This is a genomic window from Burkholderia singularis, assembly GCF_900176645.1.
Classification (GTDB): domain Bacteria; phylum Pseudomonadota; class Gammaproteobacteria; order Burkholderiales; family Burkholderiaceae; genus Burkholderia; species Burkholderia singularis.
Window position 1 is genome coordinate 13,358 of sequence record NZ_FXAN01000069.1, and the last position, 23,208, is coordinate 36,565.

The 23,208-nt window shown below is 66.1% G+C and carries 21 protein-coding genes and 1 pseudogene; 12 read left to right on the top strand and 10 right to left on the bottom strand.

All coding sequences use genetic code 11. From position 1 onward, the window contains the following. Nucleotides 1–148: 148 nt before the first annotated feature. The 7 genes from kdpC to BSIN_RS15360 form a co-directional block, all read right to left on the bottom strand. Nucleotides 149–739, bottom strand: a complete 591-nt coding sequence (gene kdpC / locus BSIN_RS15325; protein WP_089341139.1) for a potassium-transporting ATPase subunit KdpC — start codon at nt 737–739, stop codon at nt 149–151. 25 nt (nt 740–764) lie between these two features. Beyond that, nucleotides 765–2,897: a potassium-transporting ATPase subunit KdpB gene (kdpB, locus tag BSIN_RS15330; RefSeq protein WP_089341140.1), complete on the bottom strand. Its 2,133-nt coding sequence runs from the start codon at nt 2,895–2,897 to the stop codon at nt 765–767. 73 nt (nt 2,898–2,970) lie between these two features. After that, complete coding sequence (gene kdpA / locus BSIN_RS15335; protein ID WP_089341141.1) at nt 2,971–4,779, bottom strand: potassium-transporting ATPase subunit KdpA; 1,809 nt, start codon at nt 4,777–4,779, stop codon at nt 2,971–2,973. Then, nucleotides 4,776–4,868, bottom strand: a complete 93-nt coding sequence (kdpF, locus tag BSIN_RS15340) for a K(+)-transporting ATPase subunit F (RefSeq protein WP_089341142.1) — start codon at nt 4,866–4,868, stop codon at nt 4,776–4,778. Before kdpF ends, kdpA begins: the two co-directional genes overlap by 4 nt. A gap of 282 nt (nt 4,869–5,150) precedes the next feature. Further along, nucleotides 5,151–6,125 (bottom strand): quinone oxidoreductase family protein, encoded by a 975-nt coding sequence (locus BSIN_RS15345; RefSeq protein ID WP_089341143.1) that lies wholly within the window; start codon nt 6,123–6,125, stop codon nt 5,151–5,153. Between the two features lie 526 nt (nt 6,126–6,651). Beyond that, entirely contained in the window at nt 6,652–7,044 is a 393-nt protein-coding gene (locus BSIN_RS15355) for a methylglyoxal synthase (RefSeq protein WP_059513102.1), read from the bottom strand. A gap of 65 nt (nt 7,045–7,109) precedes the next feature. Then, a complete protein-coding gene (locus tag BSIN_RS15360) occupies nt 7,110–7,889 on the bottom strand; it encodes an SDR family oxidoreductase (protein WP_059513101.1) in 780 nt (259 codons plus the stop codon). A 172-nt stretch (nt 7,890–8,061) separates the two neighbouring features. Here BSIN_RS15360 and upp point away from each other — a divergent pair, with 172 nt between their 5' ends. The 9 genes from upp (at nt 8,062) to rng (ending at nt 16,340) form a co-directional block, all read left to right on the top strand. Then, complete coding sequence (gene upp / locus BSIN_RS15365) at nt 8,062–8,712, top strand: uracil phosphoribosyltransferase (RefSeq protein ID WP_059513099.1); 651 nt, start codon at nt 8,062–8,064, stop codon at nt 8,710–8,712. A 390-nt stretch (nt 8,713–9,102) separates the two neighbouring features. Continuing rightward, the gene (locus BSIN_RS15375; protein WP_059513097.1) at nt 9,103–9,831 is read left to right on the top strand and encodes a YebC/PmpR family DNA-binding transcriptional regulator; all 729 of its coding nucleotides are present in this window, start codon (nt 9,103–9,105) and stop codon (nt 9,829–9,831) included. 130 nt (nt 9,832–9,961) lie between these two features. After that, complete coding sequence (purD, locus tag BSIN_RS15380; RefSeq protein WP_089341145.1) at nt 9,962–11,239, top strand: phosphoribosylamine--glycine ligase; 1,278 nt, start codon at nt 9,962–9,964, stop codon at nt 11,237–11,239. A gap of 239 nt (nt 11,240–11,478) precedes the next feature. After that, a complete protein-coding gene (hemF, locus tag BSIN_RS15385) occupies nt 11,479–12,402 on the top strand; it encodes an oxygen-dependent coproporphyrinogen oxidase (protein WP_089341146.1) in 924 nt (307 codons plus the stop codon). After that, on the top strand, nt 12,399–13,148 hold the full coding sequence (locus BSIN_RS15390) for a nicotinate-nucleotide adenylyltransferase (RefSeq protein ID WP_256583820.1): 750 nt from the start codon (nt 12,399–12,401) through the stop codon (nt 13,146–13,148). Before hemF ends, BSIN_RS15390 begins: the two co-directional genes overlap by 4 nt. Before the next feature lie 3 nt (nt 13,149–13,151). After that, nucleotides 13,152–13,625, top strand: coding sequence for a ribosome silencing factor (gene rsfS, locus BSIN_RS15395; RefSeq protein WP_089341147.1), 474 nt, complete (start codon nt 13,152–13,154; stop codon nt 13,623–13,625). Nucleotides 13,626–13,712: 87 nt separating this feature from the next. Next, nucleotides 13,713–14,183 carry a 23S rRNA (pseudouridine(1915)-N(3))-methyltransferase RlmH gene (gene rlmH, locus BSIN_RS15400; protein WP_089341148.1) on the top strand — a complete coding sequence of 157 codons (471 nt, stop codon included), beginning with the start codon at nt 13,713–13,715 and terminating at the stop codon, nt 14,181–14,183. A 50-nt stretch (nt 14,184–14,233) separates the two neighbouring features. Continuing rightward, entirely contained in the window at nt 14,234–14,863 is a 630-nt protein-coding gene (locus BSIN_RS15405; protein WP_089341149.1) for a Maf family protein, read from the top strand. Between the two features lie 7 nt (nt 14,864–14,870). Then, nucleotides 14,871–16,340 (top strand): ribonuclease G, encoded by a 1,470-nt coding sequence (gene rng / locus BSIN_RS15410; protein ID WP_089341150.1) that lies wholly within the window; start codon nt 14,871–14,873, stop codon nt 16,338–16,340. On the opposite strand, the pseudogene BSIN_RS15415 reads toward rng, so the two are convergent. The 3 genes and pseudogenes from BSIN_RS15415 to BSIN_RS25420 all read right to left on the bottom strand — a co-directional run. Beyond that, nucleotides 16,340–16,523: pseudogene (locus BSIN_RS15415) on the bottom strand (MOSC domain-containing protein); the annotation flags it as partial. The gene rng and the pseudogene BSIN_RS15415 sit on opposite strands and share 1 nt — an antisense overlap. Before the next feature lie 382 nt (nt 16,524–16,905). Continuing rightward, nucleotides 16,906–19,062 carry a DUF3824 domain-containing protein gene (locus BSIN_RS15420; protein WP_089341151.1) on the bottom strand — a complete coding sequence of 719 codons (2,157 nt, stop codon included), beginning with the start codon at nt 19,060–19,062 and terminating at the stop codon, nt 16,906–16,908. An 822-nt stretch (nt 19,063–19,884) separates the two neighbouring features. Next, nucleotides 19,885–20,196 (bottom strand): hypothetical protein, encoded by a 312-nt coding sequence (locus BSIN_RS25420; protein WP_143757462.1) that lies wholly within the window; start codon nt 20,194–20,196, stop codon nt 19,885–19,887. Nucleotides 20,197–20,380: 184 nt separating this feature from the next. On the opposite strand from BSIN_RS25420, the gene BSIN_RS15425 reads away from it, so the two are divergent. The 3 genes from BSIN_RS15425 to BSIN_RS15435 are packed head-to-tail and all read left to right on the top strand — an operon-like array spanning nt 20,381 to nt 23,201. Further along, a complete protein-coding gene (locus BSIN_RS15425; protein ID WP_173678694.1) occupies nt 20,381–21,361 on the top strand; it encodes a PRC-barrel domain containing protein in 981 nt (326 codons plus the stop codon). Continuing rightward, the gene (locus tag BSIN_RS15430) at nt 21,358–22,626 is read left to right on the top strand and encodes an MFS transporter (RefSeq protein ID WP_089341153.1); all 1,269 of its coding nucleotides are present in this window, start codon (nt 21,358–21,360) and stop codon (nt 22,624–22,626) included. Before BSIN_RS15425 ends, BSIN_RS15430 begins: the two co-directional genes overlap by 4 nt. Before the next feature lie 17 nt (nt 22,627–22,643). Beyond that, nucleotides 22,644–23,201 carry an FUSC family protein gene (locus BSIN_RS15435; protein ID WP_059513275.1) on the top strand — a complete coding sequence of 186 codons (558 nt, stop codon included), beginning with the start codon at nt 22,644–22,646 and terminating at the stop codon, nt 23,199–23,201. Nucleotides 23,202–23,208 lie beyond the last annotated feature (7 nt).

The window sequence follows — 23,208 nt, forward strand, 5'->3', positions numbered from 1 at the left end:
TCCGGCGAAGCGACTGGCTCAGCGGTCCGTCCAATGGCCGATCGACTGGTCGACTGAGTGGCCCACCGAGTGGCCGACCGAGTGGTCAACTCTGTGGCCAACCCGACGGGCGGCGCCGCGCGCACGATGCGCGCGCCGCCCGCGCGGGTCAGTGCGCGGCTCGAGCGGCTTGAGCCGCATCCAGCGCGAGGTTCAGCTTCAGCACGTTCACCCGCGCCTCGCCGAGCAGGCCGAACTGCCGCCCCGCAGTATGGTCGGCCACGAGCCGCCGCACGTCGGCTTCCCGCAGGTGGCGCGCCTTCGCGACGCGCGCCACCTGGTAGTCGGCCGCGGCCGGGCTGATCTCCGGATCGAGGCCACTGCCCGAGGCCGTCACGAGATCGACGGGCACGGGCTTGGACAGATCGGTGCCGGCGGCCTTCAGCGCGTCGAGGCGCCCCTTCACCTGATCCTTCAGCGACGGGTTGAGCGGCCCCAGGTTCGAGCCGCCCGAATTGGCCGCGTTGTACGGCATCGGGCTTGTCGCCGACAGACGGCCCCAGAAGTACTGCGGCGCGTCGAATTGCTGGCCGATCAGCGCGGAGCCGACCACGCGGCCGTTCTTCTCGATCAGGCTGCCGTTCGCCTGCGATGGAAACACGGCCTGGCCGAAAGCCGTCATCACGGCCGGATACGCGAGCCCGGTCACGGCGCTCAGCACGGCGAACACGACGACGAGCGGACGAAACAATGATTTCATGGCGATGTTCCTTTGAATGCCGACTTCAAACCCAGCCCAGCGCGGCGAGCACGACGTCGATCAGCTTGATGCCGACGAACGGCACGAGAATTCCGCCGAGGCCGTAGACCAGCAGGTTGCGGCGCAGCAGCGTCGCGGCGCCGAGCGGCCGATATCTGACGCCCTTGAGCGCGAGCGGAATCAGCAGCACGATGATCAACGCGTTGAAGATCACCGCCGACATGATCGCCGACGCGGGCGTAGCCAGATGCATCACGTTCAGCGCGTTCAATTGCGGGTAGGTCGTCGCGAACGCAGCCGGGATGATCGCGAAGTACTTCGCGATGTCGTTGGCGATCGAGAACGTGGTCAGCGAGCCGCGCGTCATCAGCATCTGCTTGCCGATCTCGACGATCTCGATCAGCTTGGTCGGGTTCGAATCGAGATCGACCATGTTGCCCGCCTCCTTCGCCGCCTGCGTGCCGGTGTTCATCGCGACGGCGACGTCGGCCTGCGCGAGCGCGGGCGCATCGTTGGTGCCGTCGCCCGTCATCGCGACCAGCCGCCCGGCCGACTGATGCTCGCGGATCGTCGCGAGCTTGGTCTCGGGCGTGGCCTCGGCGAGGAAATCGTCGACGCCCGCCTCGGCCGCGATCGCCGCTGCCGTCAGCCGGTTGTCGCCCGTCACCATCACGGTCTTGATGCCCATCTTGCGCAGCTCGGCAAAGCGCTCCTTGATGCCGCCCTTCACGATGTCCTTCAGCTCGATCACGCCGAGCACGCGCGCGGTGCACGCAAGCGTCGCCACTGCGTCGCCCGCCGCCGCGTGCTCGCCGGCCGCGCGCTGCATCTCGGCGACCACGAGCGGCGTGCTGCCGCGCCGCGAGATGTCCGTCACCGCGCTCGTCACGTCGTCCGGAAAGCGCCCGCCGTGCGCGTCGACGTATTTCCTCACCGCGTCAGCCGCGCCCTTTCTGATTTCGCGGCCGGGCAGATCGACGCCGCTCATGCGCGTCTGCGCGGAAAACGACAGGAACGTCGCGTGCAGCGCGCCCATGTCGCGCTGGCGGATGTTGAAGCGCTCCTTCGCGAGCACGACGATGCTGCGGCCTTCGGGCGTCTCGTCGGCAAGCGACGACAGCTGCGCGGCGTCGGCGAGCGCCTCCTCGGACACGCCCGGCGCGGGCACGAACGCCGACGCCTGACGGTTGCCGAGCGTGATCGTGCCGGTCTTGTCGAGCAGCAGCACGTCGACGTCGCCCGCGGCCTCGACCGCGCGGCCCGACGTCGCGATCACGTTCGCCTGCATCATCCGGCTCATCCCGGCCACGCCGATCGCGGACAGCAAACCGCCGATCGTCGTCGGAATCAGGCACACGAGCAGCGCGACGAGCGCGGTGATCGTCACCACGTGGCCGGCCTTCATCGCCGTCACCGAGAACATCGAAAACGGCAGCAGCGTCGCGGTGGCGAGTAGCATCACGATCGTCAGCGCGACGAGCAGGATCGTCAGCGCGATCTCGTTCGGCGTTTTCTTGCGCTTCGCGCCTTCGACCATCGCGATCATCCGGTCGAGGAACGCCTCGCCGGGATTGGCCGTCACCCGCACGACGATCCAGTCGGACAGCACGCGCGTGCCGCCCGTCACCGACGAAAAATCCCCGCCCGATTCGCGAATCACCGGCGCGGATTCACCGGTGATCGCCGATTCGTCGACCGATGCGACGCCTTCGATCACCTCGCCGTCGGCCGGAATCGTGTCGCCCGTCTCGACGAGCACGACGTCGCCGCGACGCAGATCGCTCGCGGTCGTGATCCGCACCGACGCGTCAGAATTCGGTGCGTCGAGCTTCTTCGCGATCACGTCCTTCTTCACGCTGCGCAGCGACGCGGCCTGCGCCTTCGAACGCCCTTCGGCAAGCGCCTCGGCGAAGTTCGCGAACAGCACGGTGAACCACAGCCATAGCGCGACCGCGAGAATGAACCCCGCGGGCGCTTCAGCCTGCCCCATCAGCGCGGCCGCCCACAGGATCGTGGTCAGGATGCTGCCGGCATACACGCAGAACATCACCGGATTGCGAAACTGCGTGCGCGGCGTGAGTTTTTTGAATGAATCGACGATCGCCGGGCGCACGAGCGCCGGGTCGAACATCGATCTCGTAGCGGAGTGTTGAGTCATTGCGATCCTCAAACGCGCGGGTCCAGTTGTGGCGGACGCCGCGCCAAAATCCTCTTGTTTGCGCCGCGCACGCTCATTGCGCGCCGGCGAACATCATCAGGTGCTCGACGCCGGGGCCGAGCGCGAGCGCCGGCACGTAGGTCAGCGCGCCGACCAGCAGCACCGTGCCGAGCAACAGCACGACGAACAGCGGCCCGTGCGTCGGCAGCGTGCCGGCCGTCGCGGCGATCCGCTTCTTCGCGGCCAGCGAGCCCGCGATCGCGAGCACCGGCACGATCGTGCCGAAGCGGCCGAACCACATCGCGATCGCCGTCAGCCAGTTGTAGAACGGCGTGCCGACCGACAGGCCCGCGAACGCGCTACCGTTGTTGTTCGCGGCCGAGCTGAGCGCGTACAGCACTTCCGAGAAGCCATGCGGGCCAGGATTGGCGATACCGGCGCGGCCCGCGTCGGCCAGCACGGCGATCGACGTGCCGACCAGCACGAGCAGCGGCGTGAGCAGCACGACGATCGACACCATCTTCATCTCATACGATTCGATCTTCTTGCCGACGTATTCGGGCGTGCGGCCGATCATCAGGCCCGCGACGAACACCGCGAGCAGCGCGAACACGAGCATCCCGTAGAGGCCGGAGCCGACGCCCCCGAAGATCACCTCGCCCAATTGCATCAGCAGCATCGGCACGAGGCCGCCGACGGGCGTGAGCGAATCGTGCATCGCATTGACCGCGCCGCACGACGCGGCCGTCGTCGCCACGACGAACAGGCTCGTCTGCGCGATCCCGAAGCGGGTTTCCTTGCCTTCCATATTGCCGCCCGCCTGCTGCGCGCCCGCCGCCTGATCGACGTTGAGCGCCGCGAGCGCGGGCGTGCCCGCCTGCTCGGCGCCCGCCTCGACGCCGATCGCGACCGCGAACGCGATCGTCATCGCCGCGAGCACCGCGAAACCCTGCCTGCGATCGCCAATCACATGGCCGAACACGATGCAGAGCGCGGCGGGAATGATCAGGATCGCGAACATCTCCACGAAGTTCGAGAACGGCGTCGGGTTTTCGAACGGATGCGCCGAATTGCCGTTGAAGAAGCCGCCGCCGTTGGTGCCGAGCATCTTGATCGCCTCCTGCGACGCCACCGGGCCCATCGCGAGCGTCTGCGACTTCGCCTGCGTCGGCACGCTCACCGGATTGCCCTGCGCATCCTTGAGCGGATTGCCCTGCGCGTCCAGCTTCGGCGCGGCGTAGGTGGTGGCCTGCAACGTCGGCACCTCCTGGTACGCCTTCAGGTTCTGAATCACGCCCTGGCTCATCAGCAGCGCGGCGACGATCGCCGCCATCGGCACCAGCACGTATAGCGTCACGCGCGTCACGTCGACCCAAAAATTGCCGATCGTCTGCGCGCTGTGCCGCGCGAAGCCGCGAATCAGCGCGATCACGACGACGATGCCGGTCGCCGCCGACAGGAAGTTCTGCACGGTCAGGCCGAGCATTTGCGTCAGATAGCTGACGGTCTGCTCGGGCGTGTAATCCTGCCAGTTCGTGTTCGTGACGAACGACACGGCGGTATTGAACGCGCCGTCGACCGTCATCGCGCCGAGGCCTTGCGGATTGCCCGGCAGCAGCCCCTGCACGCGCAGCAGCGCGTAAAGGAACAGCACGCCGAGCACGTTGAACGCGATCGTCGCGATCGCATACTGCTTCCAGCCCATCTCCGCCGCCGGATCGACGCCCGCGAGCCGGTACAGCGCGCGCTCGAGCGGGCCGAACACCCGCACGACCACCGACGAGCCGTCCATCACGCGCGTCAGATAACGGGCGACCGGCACGGCCGCCGCCAATAAAACGGCGATGAACAGCGCCGCCTGCAACCCATTGTTCGCGTTCATTCGATATCCTCCGCGCGCAGCAGCGCATAGACGAGATACGCGAACAGCAACGCGCTCGAGATCCCCGCCAGCCACAATATCCAGCTCATGAGCGCCCCCCGCGACCGTATTGCGCAAGCTTTTCGCAACCGGCGATCAGCCCGAAGATCAGCACCGCGAAAAGTGCGAGACCCCCTATGTACACCGCATCCATTTCTTGTTTCTCCGTGTTCCAGATAGAACCGGTCACACGTTAGAGGAATGCGCGTAAAGGGCAGGTCAAAGATTTCGAGATGGGCGTAAAAAACCCGTAAACGCAGACGGGGCGCGTGGCCTGCGGCCCGCGCCCCGTCGCTGATTCGGCCCGCACTGGCGCGCCGCCGGACGTTGCTCTACGGAAGCAGGACCGTCGATCCCGTGGTACGGCGCGCCTCGAGATCGCGGTGTGCATCGGCCGCGCGCTCGAGCGCGTAACGCTGGCGGATGCTCGTCTTCACGCGGCCCGAGGTGATCACGTCGAACAGTTCCGCCGCGCTGCGCTCGAGATCGTCGCGCTTCGCGATGTACGAGAACAGCGTCGGCCGCGTGAAGAACAGTGAGCCGCGCGACGCGAATTCCTTCGAATCGATCAGCGGCAGCGGCCCCGACGCATTGCCGAAGCTGACGAACAGCCCGAGCGGGGCAAGGCAGTCGAGCGAGCCGACGTAGGTGTCGTGACCGATCGAATCGTAGACGACGGGCACGCCCGCGCCGTTCGTGATCGCCTTCACGCGCTCGGCGAAGTTCTCGCGCGTGTAGACGATCGGATGGTCGCAGCCGTGCGCGGCCGCGAGTTCGGCCTTCGCGTCGGAGCCGACGGTGCCGATCACCGTCGCGCCGAGCGCCTTCGCCCATTGGCAAACGAGCAGGCCAACGCCGCCCGCCGCCGCGTGGATCAGGATCGTGTCGCCCGCCTTCACCGGATACGTGCGGCGCAATAGGTATTGCGCGGTCAGCCCTTGCAGCATCACCGACGCCGCGTCGTCGTAGCCGATCGCATCCGGCAGCTTGACGAGCTTGTCGGCGCTCAGCACGCGCTCTTGCGCATACGCGCCCGGCGGCTGCGCCACATACGCGACGCGATCGCCCGGCTTGATCCCCGCCACGCCGTCGCCGACGGCGCTCACCTCGCCCGCCGCCTCCATCCCCAGCCCGCCCGGCAGCGGCTGCGGATACAGGCCGGTGCGGAAATAGACGTCGATGTAGTTGAGGCCGACCGCGTGCTGGCGGATACGAACCTCGCCCGGCCGCGGATCGCCGACGTCGACGTCGACCCACTTCAAGACCTCCGGGCCGCCCGGCTGGTCGTATCGAATGGCTTTCGGCATGCTGTGCTCCTCTGTCGATCGGTGTGTGGACGAATGCGACGGCCGGCGCGTGGCGCGGCAACCGCACTGCGCTGCATTGCAGCGCGCCGCACGATTATTGCGCGCGCCGCGCGTTCTTGCATCGCCCTGATTGCGTCAGGGATAACGGGGGATGAGAGAGAGGCGCGGCGCCGGGCCGGCGTGACGCGGTGCGATTGGATGCGGCGGCGCGGACAGGGGTGCTGTGCTGTGCTCTGCTGTGATGCGATGCGGCGTGGTGCAGTGCAGTGCGATGCGATGCGATGCGATGCGGTAAAACGCTGCCATGCCGCGCGCCGGCCGTGCGGGCACACGCGACGGCGCAACGCGTTTCGATACACCGCGGTGCGATCCGATGCGGTTCGATTCAGTTCGATGCGCCGCGATGCGACAAAACCGTGCCATCCAGCCCGGCCCTGCAAACGCACGCGACGGCACAGCGCCTGCACTGCAATACGCCGCGCGTCACTCGGCAAAACGCGGCGCAAAGCATGCGCCCCGCGTGCCGTCAGCCCGGCGCCCGCAGCCTGCGCGCCAACTCCGCGAGCAGCACGCGCGCGGTCGCCACATTGGTCGCGCACGGCACATCGTGGACGTCGCAGGCCCGCACGAGCGCGGTGATATCCGGATCGTGCGGCTGCGCGGTCATCGGATCGCGCAGGAAGATCACGATGTCGACCTGCCCGTCGGCGAGTTCCGCGCCGATCTGCAAATCGCCGCCGAGCGGCCCGGAACGCTTGCGCTCGACCTCGAGCCCATGCGCGGCCGCGATCCGGCCGCCCGTCGTGCCGGTTGCGACGAGCCGGCATTGCGCGAGCGTGTCGCGGTATTCGCCCGCGAGCGCGACGATATCGTCCTTCTTCGCGTCATGCGCGATCAGCGCGATGCGAGGTGTGCTCATCTCCAATCCTTCGGCTATTGCTTCGTGATCGTGTGGAATCGCCGCGCCGCAACGCGGCGCCGGCGTCAGAACGTGCCGGGATACGCGCCGCCGTCGATCAGCCAGTTCTGCCCGGTGATGTAGCCCGCATGCGCGCTGCACAGAAACGCGCACGCGGCGCCGAACTCGTCGGGCGTGCCGAGCCGCCGTGCGGGAATCTCGCTCGTGCGCCGCGCGCGCACCTCGTCGAGCGTCTTGCCGCTCGCTTTGGCCGCGGCGGCGAGCGTCGTCGCGATCCGGTCGGTATCGAAGAAGCCGGGCAGCAGGTTGTTGATCGTCACGTTGTGCTCCGCGACCTTGCGCGCGAGCCCCGCGACGAAGCCCGTCAGCCCCGAGCGCGCGCCGTTCGACAGTGCGAGCACGTCGATCGGCGCCTTCACCGCCGAACTCGTGATGTTGACGATGCGCCCGAAACGGCGCGCGATCATCCCGTCGACGCTCGCGCGGATCAGCTCGATCGGCGTGAGCATGTTCGCGTCGAGCGCGCGGATCCAGTCGTCGCGCGAGAAATCGCGAAAATCGCCGGGCGGCGGGCCGCCCGCGTTCGTCACGAGGATATCGGGCTGCGGGCACGCGGCGAGCGCGGCCGCGCGGCCTTCGGGCGTCGTGATGTCGCACGCGACGGCCGTCACGTCCGCGCCCGTTTTCGCGCGAATCTCGGCCGCGGTCGCGTCGAGCGTGGCTGCGGTCCGCGCGACGATCACGAGCTTCACGCCCTCGGCCGCGAGCGCCTGCGCGCATCCGCGTCCGAGCCCCTTGCTGGCCGCGCATACGAGCGCGGTCCGTCCTGCGATGCCGAAATCCATTGAACGGGCTCCTTGCCGACGTTTGACGAAAATCCGATGCAATCGGTGCCATCCGATAGCCGAACGTCGATAATATCCGGATCGCGCGGGCTCATTTCGGTAAACTTGCAGCTGTTTCGCGCGAGCGCCCAACCGGCCCGCGCGCCCCGGAATCCCCTTGAGCGCCGCCTTCATGAAACAGGACAGCCGTTTCCCGAATCTTTTCATCCTCGATCACCCGCTGATCCAGCACAAACTCACGCACATGCGCGACAAGGACACGTCGACGCGCACGTTCCGCGAGCTGCTGCGCGAGATCACGCTGCTGATGGGCTACGAGATCACCCGCAACCTGCCGATCACGACCAAGCGGGTCGAAACGCCGCTCGTCGAGATCGACGCGCCCGTGATCGCCGGCAAGAAGCTCGCGATCGTGCCGGTGCTGCGCGCCGGCGTCGGCATGTCGGACGGCCTGCTCGAGCTGATCCCGTCCGCGCGGGTCGGCCATATCGGCGTGTACCGCGCGGACGATCATCGCCCCGTCGAGTATCTGGTGCGGCTGCCGGATCTGGAAGACCGGATCTTCATCCTGTGCGACCCGATGGTGGCCACGGGCTACTCGGCCGCGCATGCGGTCGACGTGCTCAAGCGTCGCGGCGTGCCTGGCGAGCGGATCTCGTTTGTCGCGCTCGTCGCCGCGCCGGAGGGCGTGCAGGTGTTCCAGGACGCGCATCCGGACGTGAAGCTCTACGTCGCGTCGCTCGATTCGCATCTGAACGCCGACGCATACATCATTCCCGGCCTGGGCGACGCGGGCGACCGCCTGTTCGGCACGAAAAACTGACCGCGGCCGGCGCGCGCCGCATATCGGCCCCACGCGCGCCGCTCACGCGCGCCTCAGGCGGCGCAAGCCGCCGGCCCCGGCGCGGTCCGCTGCGCCGCATAAAAGGCAGCCTGCCTTCGCCCCGGCTTGGCGCCCCGCGATTGTGATGGTGCGGGCACTGGGCATCGGGCACCGGGCATCGGGCACCAAGCCCCGACGCGCCACACGCTCGCGCAGCGCCGCCGTCAAAGCGGCAAGCGCCGCGTGATAAAATTTTGTTTTACTCGACGACGCGCGGCCCGCTCGATCTCGAAGCAGGCACTCGCCGCGCTTCGCGCGGCCGCCGACTCTCAACGACAGACACTTGGTTAAGCGCCGGCGCGCAACGCGCGCGGGCGGACGGAGAAAAGCATGGCTGGTCACTCGAAATGGGCCAACATCAAGCATAAAAAAGCAGCGGCCGACGCGAAGCGCGGCAAGATCTGGACGCGCCTCATCAAGGAAATCCAGGTGGCCGCGCGCCTGGGCGGCGGCGATCCGGGCTCGAACCCGCGCCTGCGCCTGGCGGTGGACAAAGCAGCCGACGCGAACATGCCGAAAGACAACGTCAAGCGCGCGATCGATCGCGGCGTCGGCGGCGCGGACGGCGCGAACTACGAGGAAATCCGCTACGAAGGCTACGGCATCGGCGGCGCGGCGATCATCGTCGACACGCTCACCGACAATCGCACCCGCACCGTCGCGGAAGTGCGCCACGCGTTCTCGAAATTCGGCGGCAACATGGGCACCGACGGCTCGGTCGCGTTCATGTTCGATCACGTCGGCCAGTTCCTGTTCGCGCCGGGCACGCCGGAGGAAAAGCTGATGGAAGCCGCGCTCGAGGCCGGCGCGAACGACGTCAACACGAACGACGACGGCTCGATCGAAGTGCTGAGCGACTGGCAGGAATTCTCGAAGGTGAAGGACGCGCTCGAAGCGGCGGGCTTCAAGGCGGAACTCGCCGAAGTCACGATGAAGCCGCAAAACGAAGTCGAATTCACCGGCGACGACGCCGTCAAGATGCAAAAGCTCCTCGACGCGCTCGAAAATCTCGACGACGTGCAGGAGGTCTACACCAACGCCGTGATCGTCGAGGCATAACGATGCCGCGCGGCCGCCCTTTCGCCGTGACCAGACGAAAGGCGGCCGCAGCCGTTTTTCGCGGCCGGCCCGCGCATCACGCGCCGGCCGCGCAAACGGCCGTCCTATTTTCTAGTCTGCGGGGAATCCCATGAAATTACTCGTCGTCGGCTCCGGCGGCCGCGAACACGCGCTCGCCTGGAAGCTCGCCCAATCGCCGCGCGTCCAGCTCGTCTACGTTGCGCCCGGCAACGGCGGCACCGCGCAGGACGAGCGCCTGAAGAACGTCGATCTGACTTCGCTCGACGATCTCGCCGATTTCGCCGAAGCCGAGCAGGTCGCGTTCACGCTGGTCGGCCCGGAAGCGCCGCTCGCCGCGGGCATCGTCAACCACTTCCGCTCGCGCGGCCTGAAGATCTTCGGCCCGACGAAGGAAGCCGCGCAGCTCGAAAGCTCGAAGGACTTCGCGAAAGCGTTCATGAAGCGCCACGGCATCCCCACGGCCGACTACGAAACGTTCACCGACGCGGCCGCCGCGCACGCATACATCGACGCGAAGGGTGCGCCGATCGTCGTGAAGGCCGACGGGCTCGCGGCCGGCAAGGGCGTGGTCGTCGCGACGACGCTGGAGGAGGCGCATGCGGCCGTCGACATGATGCTGTCCGGCAACCAGCTCGGCGAAGCGGGCGCGCGCGTCGTGATCGAGGAATTCCTCGACGGCGAGGAAGCGAGCTTCATCGTGATGGTCGACGGCAAGCATGCGCTCGCGCTCGCCTCGAGCCAGGATCACAAACGCCTGCTCGACGGCGACCGCGGCCCGAACACGGGCGGCATGGGCGCGTATTCGCCCGCGCCGATCGTGACGCCGCAAATGCACGCGCGCGTGATGCGCGAGATCATCATGCCGACCGTGCGCGGCATGGAGAACGACGGCATCCGCTTCACGGGCTTCCTGTACGCGGGCCTGATGATCGACCGCGACGGCAATCCGCGCACGCTCGAATTCAATTGCCGGATGGGCGACCCGGAGACGCAGCCGATCATGTCACGCCTGAAGAGCGATTTCTCGAAAGTCGTCGAGCAGGCGATCGCGGGCACGCTCGATACGGTCGAGCTTGACTGGGACCGCCGCACCGCGCTCGGCGTCGTGCTCGCCGCGCACGGCTATCCGAACGCGCCGAGAAAAGGCGACCGGATCAACGGCATCCCGGAGGAAAACGCGCACGCGGTGACGTTCCATGCGGGCACGACGCTCGACGGCGACAAGCTCGTCACGTCGGGCGGCCGCGTGCTGTGCGTGGTGGGCCTCGCCGATTCGGTGCGCGGCGCCCAGCAGGCCGCATACGAAACGATCAACCAGATTCACTTCGAGGGCATGCAGTACCGCCGCGACATCGGCCACCGCGCGCTGAACCGCAAGCCGTCCTGAACGCCGCGCGCACGCCGAATGTGGCGCGCGCGGAGGCCAGCCGGCCGGCGGGCCGCGCCGCATGCGCGGGCTGCGGCGGGGTGCGGCGGGCTGCACGCCGGCCTGTCGTTGCGTTGCCTGCCGTGATCATGACGCCGCGCTGCGCCGCCGCGACGGAGCGCTCCCGCACCGGGCGCTAAAATACCCGACAAGAAGCTATTTTTAGCGGCGTCCGAACGACGGAAGCCGCCTCTCATCCGATGACCGATTCGAACTACGACGTCAACCGTGTACGCGCGTACCTGCAAGGCTTGCAGACGCGCATCGCCGACGCGCTCGGCACCTTCGACGGCACCGCGCTGTCCGCCGACGCGTGGCGGCGCGGCCCCGGCGAGCGGCTGCGCGGCGGCGGCACGACGCGCATCCTCGAGGACGGCGGCTTCTTCGAGCGCGCGGGCATCGGCTTTTCCGACGTCGCGGGCGACGCGCTGCCGCCGTCCGCGAGCGCCACACGCCCGCAACTCGCCGGACGCGGCTTCGAGGCGCTCGGGGTATCGCTCGTGCTGCACCCGCGCAATCCGCACTGCCCGACTGTGCACATGAACGTGCGGATGCTGATCGCGACGAAACCGGGCGAGGAGCCGGTATTCTGGTTTGGCGGCGGCATGGACCTGACGCCGATTTACGGCTACGAGGAGGATGCCCGGCATTTCCACCAGACCTGCCGCGCGGCGCTCGATCCGTTCGGCGCCGAGCTGTATCCGCGCTTCAAGAAATGGTGCGACGATTACTTTTATCTGAAGCACCGCGGCGAGGCGCGCGGCGTCGGCGGCATCTTCTTCGACGATTTCTCCGAGCCGGGCTTCGAGCGCGCGTTCGACCTGCTGCAAAGCGTCGGCAATGCGTTCCTGCCCGCGTATCTGCCGATCATCGAGCGCCGCCGCGACACGCGTTACGGCGAGCGCGAACGCGCATTCCAGGCGTACCGGCGCGGCCGCTACGTCGAATTCAACCTGGTGTTCGACCGCGGCACGCTGTTCGGCCTGCAAAGCGGCGGGCGCACCGAGTCGATTCTGCTGTCGATGCCGCCGACGGCAAACTGGCGCTACGATTGGCGCCCCGAGCCGGGCACGCCGGAGGCGCGCCTCTACAGCGATTTTCTCGTACCGCGCGACTGGGCATGAACCGCTTCGCCGCCCGCCGCGACACCCGCGCCCAAGGACACGCGCCGCCCGCCTCGCCCCACCTCGCCCCGCTGCCGCGCCGCATCGGCATTCTGGGCGGTACGTTCGATCCGATTCACGACGGACATCTCGCGCTCGCGCGCCGCTTCGCCGACGTGCTGCGGCTCACCGAACTCGTGCTGATGCCGGCGGGCCAGCCGTATCAGAAACGGGACGTGTCGGCGGCCGGGCATCGGCTCGCGATGGCGCGCGCGGCGGCCGGCTCGCTCACGCTGCCGGGCGTGGCCGTATCGGTGGCGACCGACGAGATCGAGCACGCCGGCCCGACCTACACCGTCGAGACGCTCGCGCGCTGGCGCGCGCGTCTGGGTCCCGACGTCTCGCTGTCACTGCTGATCGGCGCCGATCAGCTCGTGCGGCTCGATACGTGGCGCGACTGGCGGCGCCTGTTCGAGTTCGCGCACGTGTGCGCGGCGACGCGGCCGGGCTTCGATTTCGCCGCCGCGCCGCCCGCCGTCGCCGCCGAGATCGCGCACCGGCAAGCGAGCGCCGCCGTGCTGCAGGCAACGCCCGCCGGCTGCCTGCTGATCGACACGGCGCTCGCGCTCGACGTCGCCGCCACCGATATCCGCGCGCACCTGCGCGAATGCATCGCGCGCCGCGCGCAGGTGCCCGACGCATCCGCCGAACATGTGCCCGCCGCCGTGTGGGCCTATATTCTTCAACATCGTCTCTACCATCCCTGACTCATGGATATCCGCAAACTCCAACGCGTGATCGTCGACGCCCTCGAAGACATCAAGGCGCAAGACATCAAAGTGTTCAACACGAGCCACCTGACCGAACTGTTCGACCGCGTGATCGTCGCATCCGGTACGTCGAACCGGCAAACCAAGGCGCTTGCGTCGAACGTGCGCGACAAAGTCAAGGAAGCCGGCGGCGACGTCGTCAGCTCGGAGGGCGAAGACACGGGCGAATGGGTGCTCGTCGATTGCGGCGACGCGGTCGTCCATATCCTTCAGCCGGCGCTGCGCCAGTACTACAACCTCGAGGAAATTTGGGGCGACAAGCCGGTTCGGATGAAGCTCGGCAGCCCGGCGCCCCACGCGCGCGGAGCGCGTGCCGCCGAAGAAGCCGACGTGGACGACGATGAGACCGACGAGCGCGCCGCTGCGCCGGCGCCCGTGCGCGCGCCGCGCAAGAGCGCCGCGCGCCGCCGCTGACGCGGCGCGAGCGCTGCGCCGGCGCCCCTGCCGCGCGGGTCGTCTGCTCGCGTCTCTTTCGCCCTCCTTTCAGCCTTTTCGCTCTTCATGAAACTGCATATCGTCGCGGTCGGCCACAAGATGCCGGACTGGATCGCGGCCGGCTTCGACGAATACGCGAAGCGCATGCCGCCCGAATTGCGCATCGAGCTGCGCGAAGTGAAGCCCGAGCTGCGCTCGGGCACGCGCAGCGCCGACAGCGTGATGGCCGCCGAGAAACAACGCATCGATGCTGCGCTACCAAAAAACGCGCGCGTCGTCGCGCTGGACGAGCGCGGCCGCGACTGGACCACGATGCAGCTTGCACAGGCGCTGCCCGCATGGCAGCAGGACGGCCGCGACGTCGCGTTCGTGATCGGCGGCGCGGACGGCCTCGATGCGCAGCTCAAGTCGCGCGCCGAACTGCTGCTGCGCGTCTCGAGCCTCACGCTGCCGCACGGCATGGTGCGCGTCCTGCTCGCAGAACAGCTTTACCGCGCGTGGAGCATCACGCAGAATCACCCCTATCACCGCGCATGAGCGGGCGTCGTCCCGACGCGTCGCGCATGCGCTCGATAACACCAAGAACCATGCCCGAGCACGCTCCCCCACCCTACCCGTTCATTTACCTCGCATCGCAAAGCCCCCGGCGACGCGAATTGCTAGATCAACTCGGCGTGCGCCACGAACTGCTGCTGCCGCGCGCCGACGAGGACGCCGAAGCGCTCGAGGCCGAGCAGCCCGGCGAGGCGCCCGATCATTACGTGCTGCGCGTGTGCGTCGCGAAGGCGCACGCGGCGCGCGCGCGGCTCGTCGCGAGCGGCAAGCCGGCCGCGCCCGTGCTCGTCGCCGATACGACCGTGACGATCGACGGCGCGATTCTCGGCAAACCCGACGACGCCGCGCACGCCCTCGCGATGCTCACACGCCTTGCCGGGCGCACGCATCAGGTGTTGACCGCCGTGGCCGTGATCGACGCCGCGGGCGAACTGATGCCGCCCGCGCTGTCACGCTCCGAGGTCCGCTTCGCACCGGCGGACGCCGCCGCGCTCGAGCGCTACGTCGACAGCCGCGAGCCGTTCGGCAAGGCGGGCGCGTATGCGATCCAGGGGCGCGCGGCCGAATTCGTCGAGCGGATCGACGGTTCCCATTCAGGTATCATGGGTCTGCCCCTCTTTGAGACTGCGACGCTGCTGCGCGCCGCGCGCGTCGCCTTCTAAACTCATCATGAACGAAGAAATCCTGATCAACGTCACGCCGCAGGAAACGCGGGTCGCGCTCGTCCAGCAAGGCGCGGTGCAGGAGCTTCACGTCGAGCGCACGATGTCGCGCGGGCGCGTCGGCAACATCTATCTCGGCAAGGTGGTGCGCGTGCTGCCCGGCATGCAGTCGGCATTCATCGATATCGGCCTCGAGCGCGCGGCGTTCCTGCACGTCGCCGACATCTGGCAGCCGCGCCCGGCGGGCGACGCGCCGTCGAGCGCGCCGCACCAGCCGATCGAGAAGATCGTGTTCGAGGGGCAGACGCTGATGGTTCAGGTGATCAAGGACCCGATCGGCACGAAGGGCGCGCGGCTGTCGACGCAGATCAGCATCGCGGGCCGCACGCTCGTTTATCTGCCGCAGGAGCCGCATATCGGCATCTCGCAGAAAATCGAAAGCGAGGCCGAGCGCGAAGCGGTGCGCGCGCGGCTCACCGCCGTCATCCCCAGCGAGGAAAAAGGCGGCTACATCGTGCGCACGATCGCCGAGGATGCGACCAGCGAGGAACTCGCCGCCGACGTCGCCTATCTGCGCAAAACCTGGGCGACGATCGTCGCGCAAGGGCAGCGGCTGCCCGCGACGAGCCTGCTGTATCAGGATCTCGACCTCGCGCAGCGCGTGCTGCGCGACTTCGCGAACGACGATACGACGCGTATCCAGATCGATTCGCGCGAGACGCACGAGCGGCTTGCCGAGTTTGCCGCCGCGTTCACCCCGGCCGTGAGCGTCAAGCTGCACCACTACACCGGCGAGCGGCCGCTGTTCGACCTGTACAACATCGAGACCGAAATCCAGCGCGCGCTGTCGCGGCGCGTCGATCTGAAGTCGGGCGGCTATCTGATGATCGACCAGACCGAGGCGATGACCACGATCGACGTGAATACCGGCGGCTACGTCGGCGCGCGCAACTTCGACGACACGATTTTCAAGACGAACCTCGAAGCCGCGCATACGATCGCGCGGCAGCTTCGGCTGCGCAACCTCGGCGGCATCATCATCATCGATTTCATCGACATGGAAAACGCCGAGCATCGCGACGCCGTGCTCGCCGAGTTGAAGAAGGCGCTCGCGCGCGACCGCACGCGCGTAACGGTCAACGGCTTTTCGCAGCTCGGGCTCGTCGAGATGACCAGAAAGCGCACGCGCGAATCGCTCGCGCACGTACTCTGCGAGCCGTGCCCGGTGTGCCAGGGCAAGGGACAGGTGAAAACCGCGCGCACCATCTGCTACGACGTGCTGCGCGAAATCCTGCGCGAATCGCGGCAATTCAATCCGCGCGAGTTTCGCGTGATCGCGTCGCAGCAAGTGATCGATCTCTTTCTCGACGAGGAATCACAGCATCTCGCGATGCTGATCGATTTCATCGGCAAGCCGGTGTCGCTGCAGGTGGAGTCGAATCTGAGTCAGGAGCAGTACGACATCGTGCTGATGTAGGGCCCGCGGCCTGCGCGATTCCGCAACGCCGCGCCGCCGACGCCGAGCGTGAAGACGTCGCCCACGCACACATCGCGCTCGGTGATGCCCGGCGTCGACAGGTTTTCGCCAAAGGCGCCCAGCCGGGCAAGCGCATCGCGCGGGGCCGATCTGCGCGGCCCATCGCGGATAGTGGTCGAACGCATCGTCGGCGCGACGCAGGCGGAGGTGCTGGTCGTGGTGAGCAATGACGAAGGTATGCACAACGACGGCTCGCGATAGCGCGCGGAGGAAGCGCGGCGGAATATACGCGCTCGCGATACGCGTCGCGCGCGGGCGTCCAGCATCGGCAGTGCCGCGCAGCACGCGTCATCCGGGGTTCGATCAGTCAGCCATGTGTGCCGTGCTGCCGCCAAAACCGGCCCGATCGATGAAAGCGGCCCCGCTCGGCCGTAAGCATTACAACAATCATAAAAAAATAGCGCTGCGCGCGTGCCGTGAAGCGGCATCACGGAATTTCCGAACGCAGCTCGGATAACCCGCGAAGCCGCTTTCCGCTCCAGAAACCGGGCCGGTACATGCGGATTCAATCTTCTTCAATATTGATGCCCATTTGAATATTGATGCCCGCTGTCTGCCAGCGCGTCTCCTCTGCCGCTTCTGGGCTGATATAGCCCTCCCCGTCCCTTTGCAGCGTGGCGCGCATTACTCTTTCTTCGCGGGAAATCATCGATTCGGTAATCGAGCCCCTCCTAGCTCTGAACCCCCTTGGTGCAATGCTGGCGTCGCTCGGGGGTAATGCTTCGGCAGGCGGCATGGGTTGCGTCACGGACGGCGGCACACGATAGCTTGAGCTTGGGCCTGGGTTCGCGCCCGGCACCAGGAATGGATAATAGGCTGATTCCGGCAATGGCTGGGTGAATCTCGGGTTCGACGACGGTTCATACGATGCCTTTCTCCGCGCATGGAACCGAATGGACTCGGCCTCTTTTTCAGCATTGGCCCTCTCCAGCCGCGCTTGGTTTTCGGTTCCGATTTGATAAAAAAGCGACAATAAAGCACTCGTTACTGATACAGCGTCATTCGCCGCTTTAGAACCCATTGGCCGTTCGTTTGCATGCGCCGGCGCTGATGTGTGCGCGCCATTCGAGGCCCGGCCCTCGGCGGGCGCATCGCGCTCCGCCGCGAATGCCGCATCACTGGGCGGCTGGTTGTTGGTAGGCAACGGGAACGGCAGCGGCCATGCGTCTTTCGTCTTTTTTTTCCGGACCTGATCCGCAGCCTCGTCTTTTTTATCCTTTACCGGGGCCTTATCGATTAAAAACTTTCTAAGCCTTTCTTTCCTGATCTGCCCAGCCGATTTTTCCTGCCGCCCGAGAAGTTTATTCACCAACCCATACCTCGCGCTTGCCGCCGCCTCTCTTTCAGTGGCATCCCTCTCCATTTCCCTATTTATTTCCTTCACGGCATTCAAATTATTCAATTCCACGCGCTCATGAAAATCCATAATTTTTTCATGGGCATTTTCCGTAAGGCTCGGATTATTCTCCAAGGCCTTCCGATATTCGTTCATCACTCTTTTTTCAAATTCGTGAATCGGTAAATTTTTTTGACGATCAGGCATACCACGGAATTCGAATAAAACAAGTCCGTTTTCCTCGTCAACGCCTACCGCCCCCATTCCATAGTCTTTCTGATCTTTATTGCCGTTGTGCAGCCGATAGCCCCGCGGCGGCGACATCAGATCTTTAATCAATTCGCCTTCACCGCGACCATTTATAATGGACGCAAACCAATCCTTGATCGTGCTGCCCCGCTGCTTACTCTGGCCGTCCAGCGTTTCATATTCCATCGCGAAGACGCATTGCTCCGGGTTCTCGCACCTCAAAGCCTTCATCATGAGGGGTACTGTTTCGCCTTCACCCGGAAGAAGCAGCTTGCGCATGACACTTCGATCGCCGTCGTCCAGCAGCTTCGAAAATATCGAGCAAAAGTCGCTGCGCGCCTCCATCCTGAATCTCACATGAATCGTGCTGCCGGACGGAACTGCTTTACGCGACTGCGCCCTGGCCAAGTACATATTCAGCAGACTGACAAACCCTTCCGCCTTTTTGCTCAAAACCAAACCATGATGTTTGAGAACATAGTTTCTTACGTTCTCCGTCATGGCTTTGATGCCTCTGAAACGCGGGTCAATCTCATCGAAATCTTTCTGTACTTTTTTATATTTCGATCCACCGGCGTAATACAAGGGATCGACTTCCTCGATCATTTCCGGCAGTTTCTCGAGACTAACACCCCACGTCGTTTGCAGGACGGCCGTCATTTCCGTTTTCTTGGTCTGCAGCACGGGCAAATCGCGGCATCCGGTAGGTTGCAACGTATTCTGCGCCCCCGGCTTTTTGATCCGCAGTTGGCAATCGGCCACCAGATCCACGTTCATACCTTCAACCAATTTCTTGAGCTGCACCTCGACCGATTCGCGTTCTCTTTTCTTGTTGAGTTCTAATCCGCTCTGGCGGATTTTATTGCAGACGGCAGCGATTTCCTTTACGACCTCCCGCACCTCGTCCTTGCTCGCCAATGGCACTGTCACGAACTCGAGATCGAGCCCCGCCCTTGTCTCGTCACATACCAATTTCCATTTCTTATCCTGGGACTCGAGTAAAACGTCGTGCTGGCGAAGCGGCCGACCGTCTCCGGTATTGCCCTCTACCAAGACGCTGTCGATTTCGATTTCCACTCCAAATCCAGCGCGGATCGGTTCGCTTGGCACTGGCGCAGCAGATATTGGCGCGCGAATCGACGAAGCGCCCGGCGTGGACCACTCCTTTCGCGGTAGCCCATTGAGAGACGCGAGTCCGCCCATCTGCGGCCAGCTTGCGCGCCTGACCACCTTGGTTGTGCACGACTGCTTGTTGTTCGGTGAATCCGGTTCTCCGGACGGATGACTCGAAAGTGCGCAGGAAGCGCCATTAATCGAGGAGCTTTGCTTAGGCATCAGTGCGCTCCTCAAAGATCAATACAGAAAAATGCCGCTACGATTGCGCAATCCGTTGCCGGAGGACACCTGTCGGCCGAAGCCTCTGGCTTACCGACCTGAAGTGCCGGGCCGTGCGACGAAGCAGGCTCGTCACATTCCGATAGATTATCGAACGAATTCATTTACGTCTCCATTATTGTTGCTGGTCGCAGGTCGTTTCGAGCGTCACGCCGATATTTACGAAGTAATGATCCCACTCTCGTACCCGCCCGCCGGTCTTAACGTCGTCCGGCGCGCAGGATGCCGTTACTTTTAACCGACATCCGAGTTATTTCATAGGTCGCCGCCATCGCCCATACGGAAAATGCACGAAATAATATCCATACAAACGAAATAATCCGGCGAACCACTGTTTTCAAATCCCTCCATCTAAATAAATTAAACGCCATCTCAATCGGAATAAGGCACGTATTTTTTCGCACGGCCCGGCCGCTTCGCCGTCGTTTCGAGTACCGCGTAACGCCGGCGCGGCAGGTCTCGCCCTCGACCGATCATTCGTCGCCCGCAGCATTCCGCAGCGAGTCAAATGAATATTTTTTCGAAAAATTCAGGGATTTCGTGATGTATTTTTAAATCAAACCGAGATCCGATTACGGCAATGAATGCCATATCGATAAAAAATATTCGATTCTTGAAAACAAGGTTTGATTTCAAATCCACAAGAAAAACCACACATATGCCCCAATAATTCGGGGCATCGCATATCGATGCGAAGTCCGCCATGCGGTCAACACCGCCGCCGCCCATGTCGCCGAAGCCGGCGCGAGCCCGGCGCCGTTCGCGCGGGCAACGCTGTGCCGCCCGGCACGCGTGACGCTTCGCGCCGCGGACCATCCTTCCTCCGTCCCCTCCAGCGCAGACGCCGCAGGCACCTCAAACGCCGCCACCCCGCCCCTGTTTTCGCGGCCCTCATTCATCACAGGTTAAACTCTGGGCTCGCGCGAGGCCGCCGGGCCTGCGCCATCACCGACAGCAGCGCCGTGCCCGGCGGCCTGCCCCAGTCATGGAGTACGATCCCATGAGCGGCGGATTCCCGCGTTCAGCCCCCCGTCTCGTCCGTTGCACCGCTACTGCGGCCCCCTTGTTCATCGCGTTGCTCGCGCTGTCCGGCTGCGCCCTGTTTCGTGCGCCGCAAACGCCCGCGCCGATCGTCGAAGCCGTCGCCACCCCCGTCGAGCCGGCGAGCGAGCCCCCGGCCACGCCGGAGCCCGCCAGCGCGCCCGAGCCCGTCGAAGCGTCCGCGCCGAAAAAGCCGCACCGCGAGCCGCCGCGCCCGCGCAAGCCCGCCCGTCCCGCCGCGCCTGCGCCTGCGCCGCCCCCCGCACCCGCGCCGCTGATCGCGACACGCGCGATCGACCGCGCCCAAGTGCGCACGCTGCTCGACAGCGAAGTGCGGCGCGACGGCAAAACCGTCGGCCGCGCGGTCGACATGACCGCCGACGCAAGCGGCGCGCCGCGCGACGTGATCGTGAATCTGCAAGGCTTCATGGGCGTCGGCGACCGCAAGGTGATCCTGCCGTGGCGGCTGTTCCGCTTCACGCCGGGCGGCAAGGAAGCGCCGATCGCGCTCGACATGCCGAGCGCCGCGGCTCGCCCGAAGACGCTGCCGCTCACGGGCTCGGCCGACTTGCTGGCCGAAACCGGCCGCATGCGGATCATCGACGCCGATATCGAGCGCCCCGGCGGCGCGAGGATCGGCCGCGTCGTCGACGTGCTGATCGGCCGCGGCGGCGATCCGCAGGCCATCGTGCTGGAAGTCGGCGGCCTCGTCGATCCGAACCGGCGCACGATCGCCGCGAGCTGGTCGGCGCTGCGCTTCGCGCCGAAAGACAAGCCGCCGCGCGCGTGGCTCGATATGAACGATATGCAACTGAAGGCATCGCCGCCGTATGCGGGCGACAGGCCGATCGTCGCCGTCTCGCCGCCCGTTGCTTCATCCATCGCGCCGCCTGCCGGCGCAAGCATGCCGGCCGCCGCCGCGTCGAGTGTGAAACGATGACGGTCCGGCACGTGCTCAGCGTACGAAGCCTGCGCGCCCTCGATTGGCTCAACTTCTTCGTCGCAAACGTTCAAACCGGCTTTGGCCCGTTCATCGCGTCGTATCTCGCGTCGCATAAATGGACGCAGGGCGAAATCGGCATGGCGCTATCGATCGGCACGATCAGCGCAATGGTCAGCCAGGTGCCGGGCGGCGCGGCCGTCGACGCGCTGAAGAACAAGAAAGGCGCGGCCGCGTGGGCGATCGTCGCGATCATCCTGTCCGCGGTGCTGCTTGCCGCAAGCCCGACCGTCGTGCCGGTGATCGCCGCCGAAGTGTTCCACGGCTTCGCGAGCTGCATGCTGGTGCCGGCGATGGCCGCGATCTCGTTCGCGCTGGTCGGACGCGAGAACCTCGGCGACCGGCTCGGCCGCAATGCGCGCTGGGCGTCGATCGGCAGCGCGGTCGCGGCGGGGTTGATGGGGCTCACCGGCGAATATCTGTCCGCACGCGCGGTGTTCTGGCTGACGGCCGCGCTCGCGATGCCCGCGCTCGTCGCGCTCGCGATGATCGAATTACCGCGTCACGCCGCGCCGCCCCGCGCGCATATGCCGCGCGCCGGCGCCGGCACGGACGCCGATGACGGCGAACCGCGCGAAACGCTGCGCGAACTGCTGCGCGACCGGCGCATGCTGATTTTCGCCGCGTGCGTCGTGCTGTTCCATCTATCGAACGCGGCGATGCTCAACCTCGCCGCAGGCGAAGTGACCGCCGGCATGGGTGAAAACGTCCAGCTCGTGATCGCCGCATGCATCATCGTGCCGCAGGCGATCGTCGCGATGCTCTCGCCGTGGGTGGGCCGCGGCGCGCAGCGCTGGGGGCGCAGGCCGCTGCTGCTGCTCGGCTTCGCCGCGCTGCCCGCGCGCGCGCTGCTGTTCGCCGGCGTGTCGAGCCCTTACCTGCTCGTGCCGGTGCAGATGCTCGACGGCCTGAGCGCGGCGGTGTTCGGCGTGATGCTGCCGCTGATCGCAGCGGACGTCGCGGGCGGCAAGGGGCGCTACAACCTGTGCATCGGGCTGTTCGGACTCGCCGCGGGCATCGGCGCGACGCTCAGCACCGCGCTCGCCGGCTTCGCCGCCGATCGCTTCGGCAACACCGCGAGCTTCTTCGGGCTGGCGGCCGCCGGCGCGCTCGCGACGCTGCTCGTCTGGCTCGCGATGCCCGAGACGCGCGACACGGCGTCCGTCGGCGACGAGCAAGCCTCGTCCGCCGAACCGGTGCAATGACGACGGATTCGGATCAGATGGAAACGATCAAGTCCTTCAACAACGCCCGCCAGCAGATCCAGCGCTCGGCGCTCGACCTGTTCAAGGGACTGCCGCTCGGCGAGCGCCTGCTGCAAGGGCTGCTGATGGCCGTGCAGGCGGCGAGCGGCGCGTGCCTCGCATACGGAATCGGCCGCGCGCTGCACACCGAGCAGGCGGTATGGGCCGCGATCACCGCGATCGCGGTCACGCAGCATAGTTACGCGGATACGATCAGTCTGTCGCGCGACCAGTTCGTCGGCGCGATCGTCGGCGGCCTGGTGGGTTTCGCCGGCGCGGCGACAGGCATCGGGCATGTCGCCGCTTATGCGATGACGATCGTGGCCGCGATCGTCTGCTGCTGGTGCCTGAACGTCGGCAGCGCGGCGCGGCTCGGCGCGATCACCGCGACGATCGTGCTGCTGTTTCCGGGCGGCGGCCCGCTGTGGGACGTGCCGCTCGTCAGGCTCGGCGAGGTGACGCTCGGCACCGCGTGCGCGACCGTGGTGAGTTGGACGATTACGCAGATCGAGCGCCGCTGGCTGGCCAAGACTTGAAGCGCTG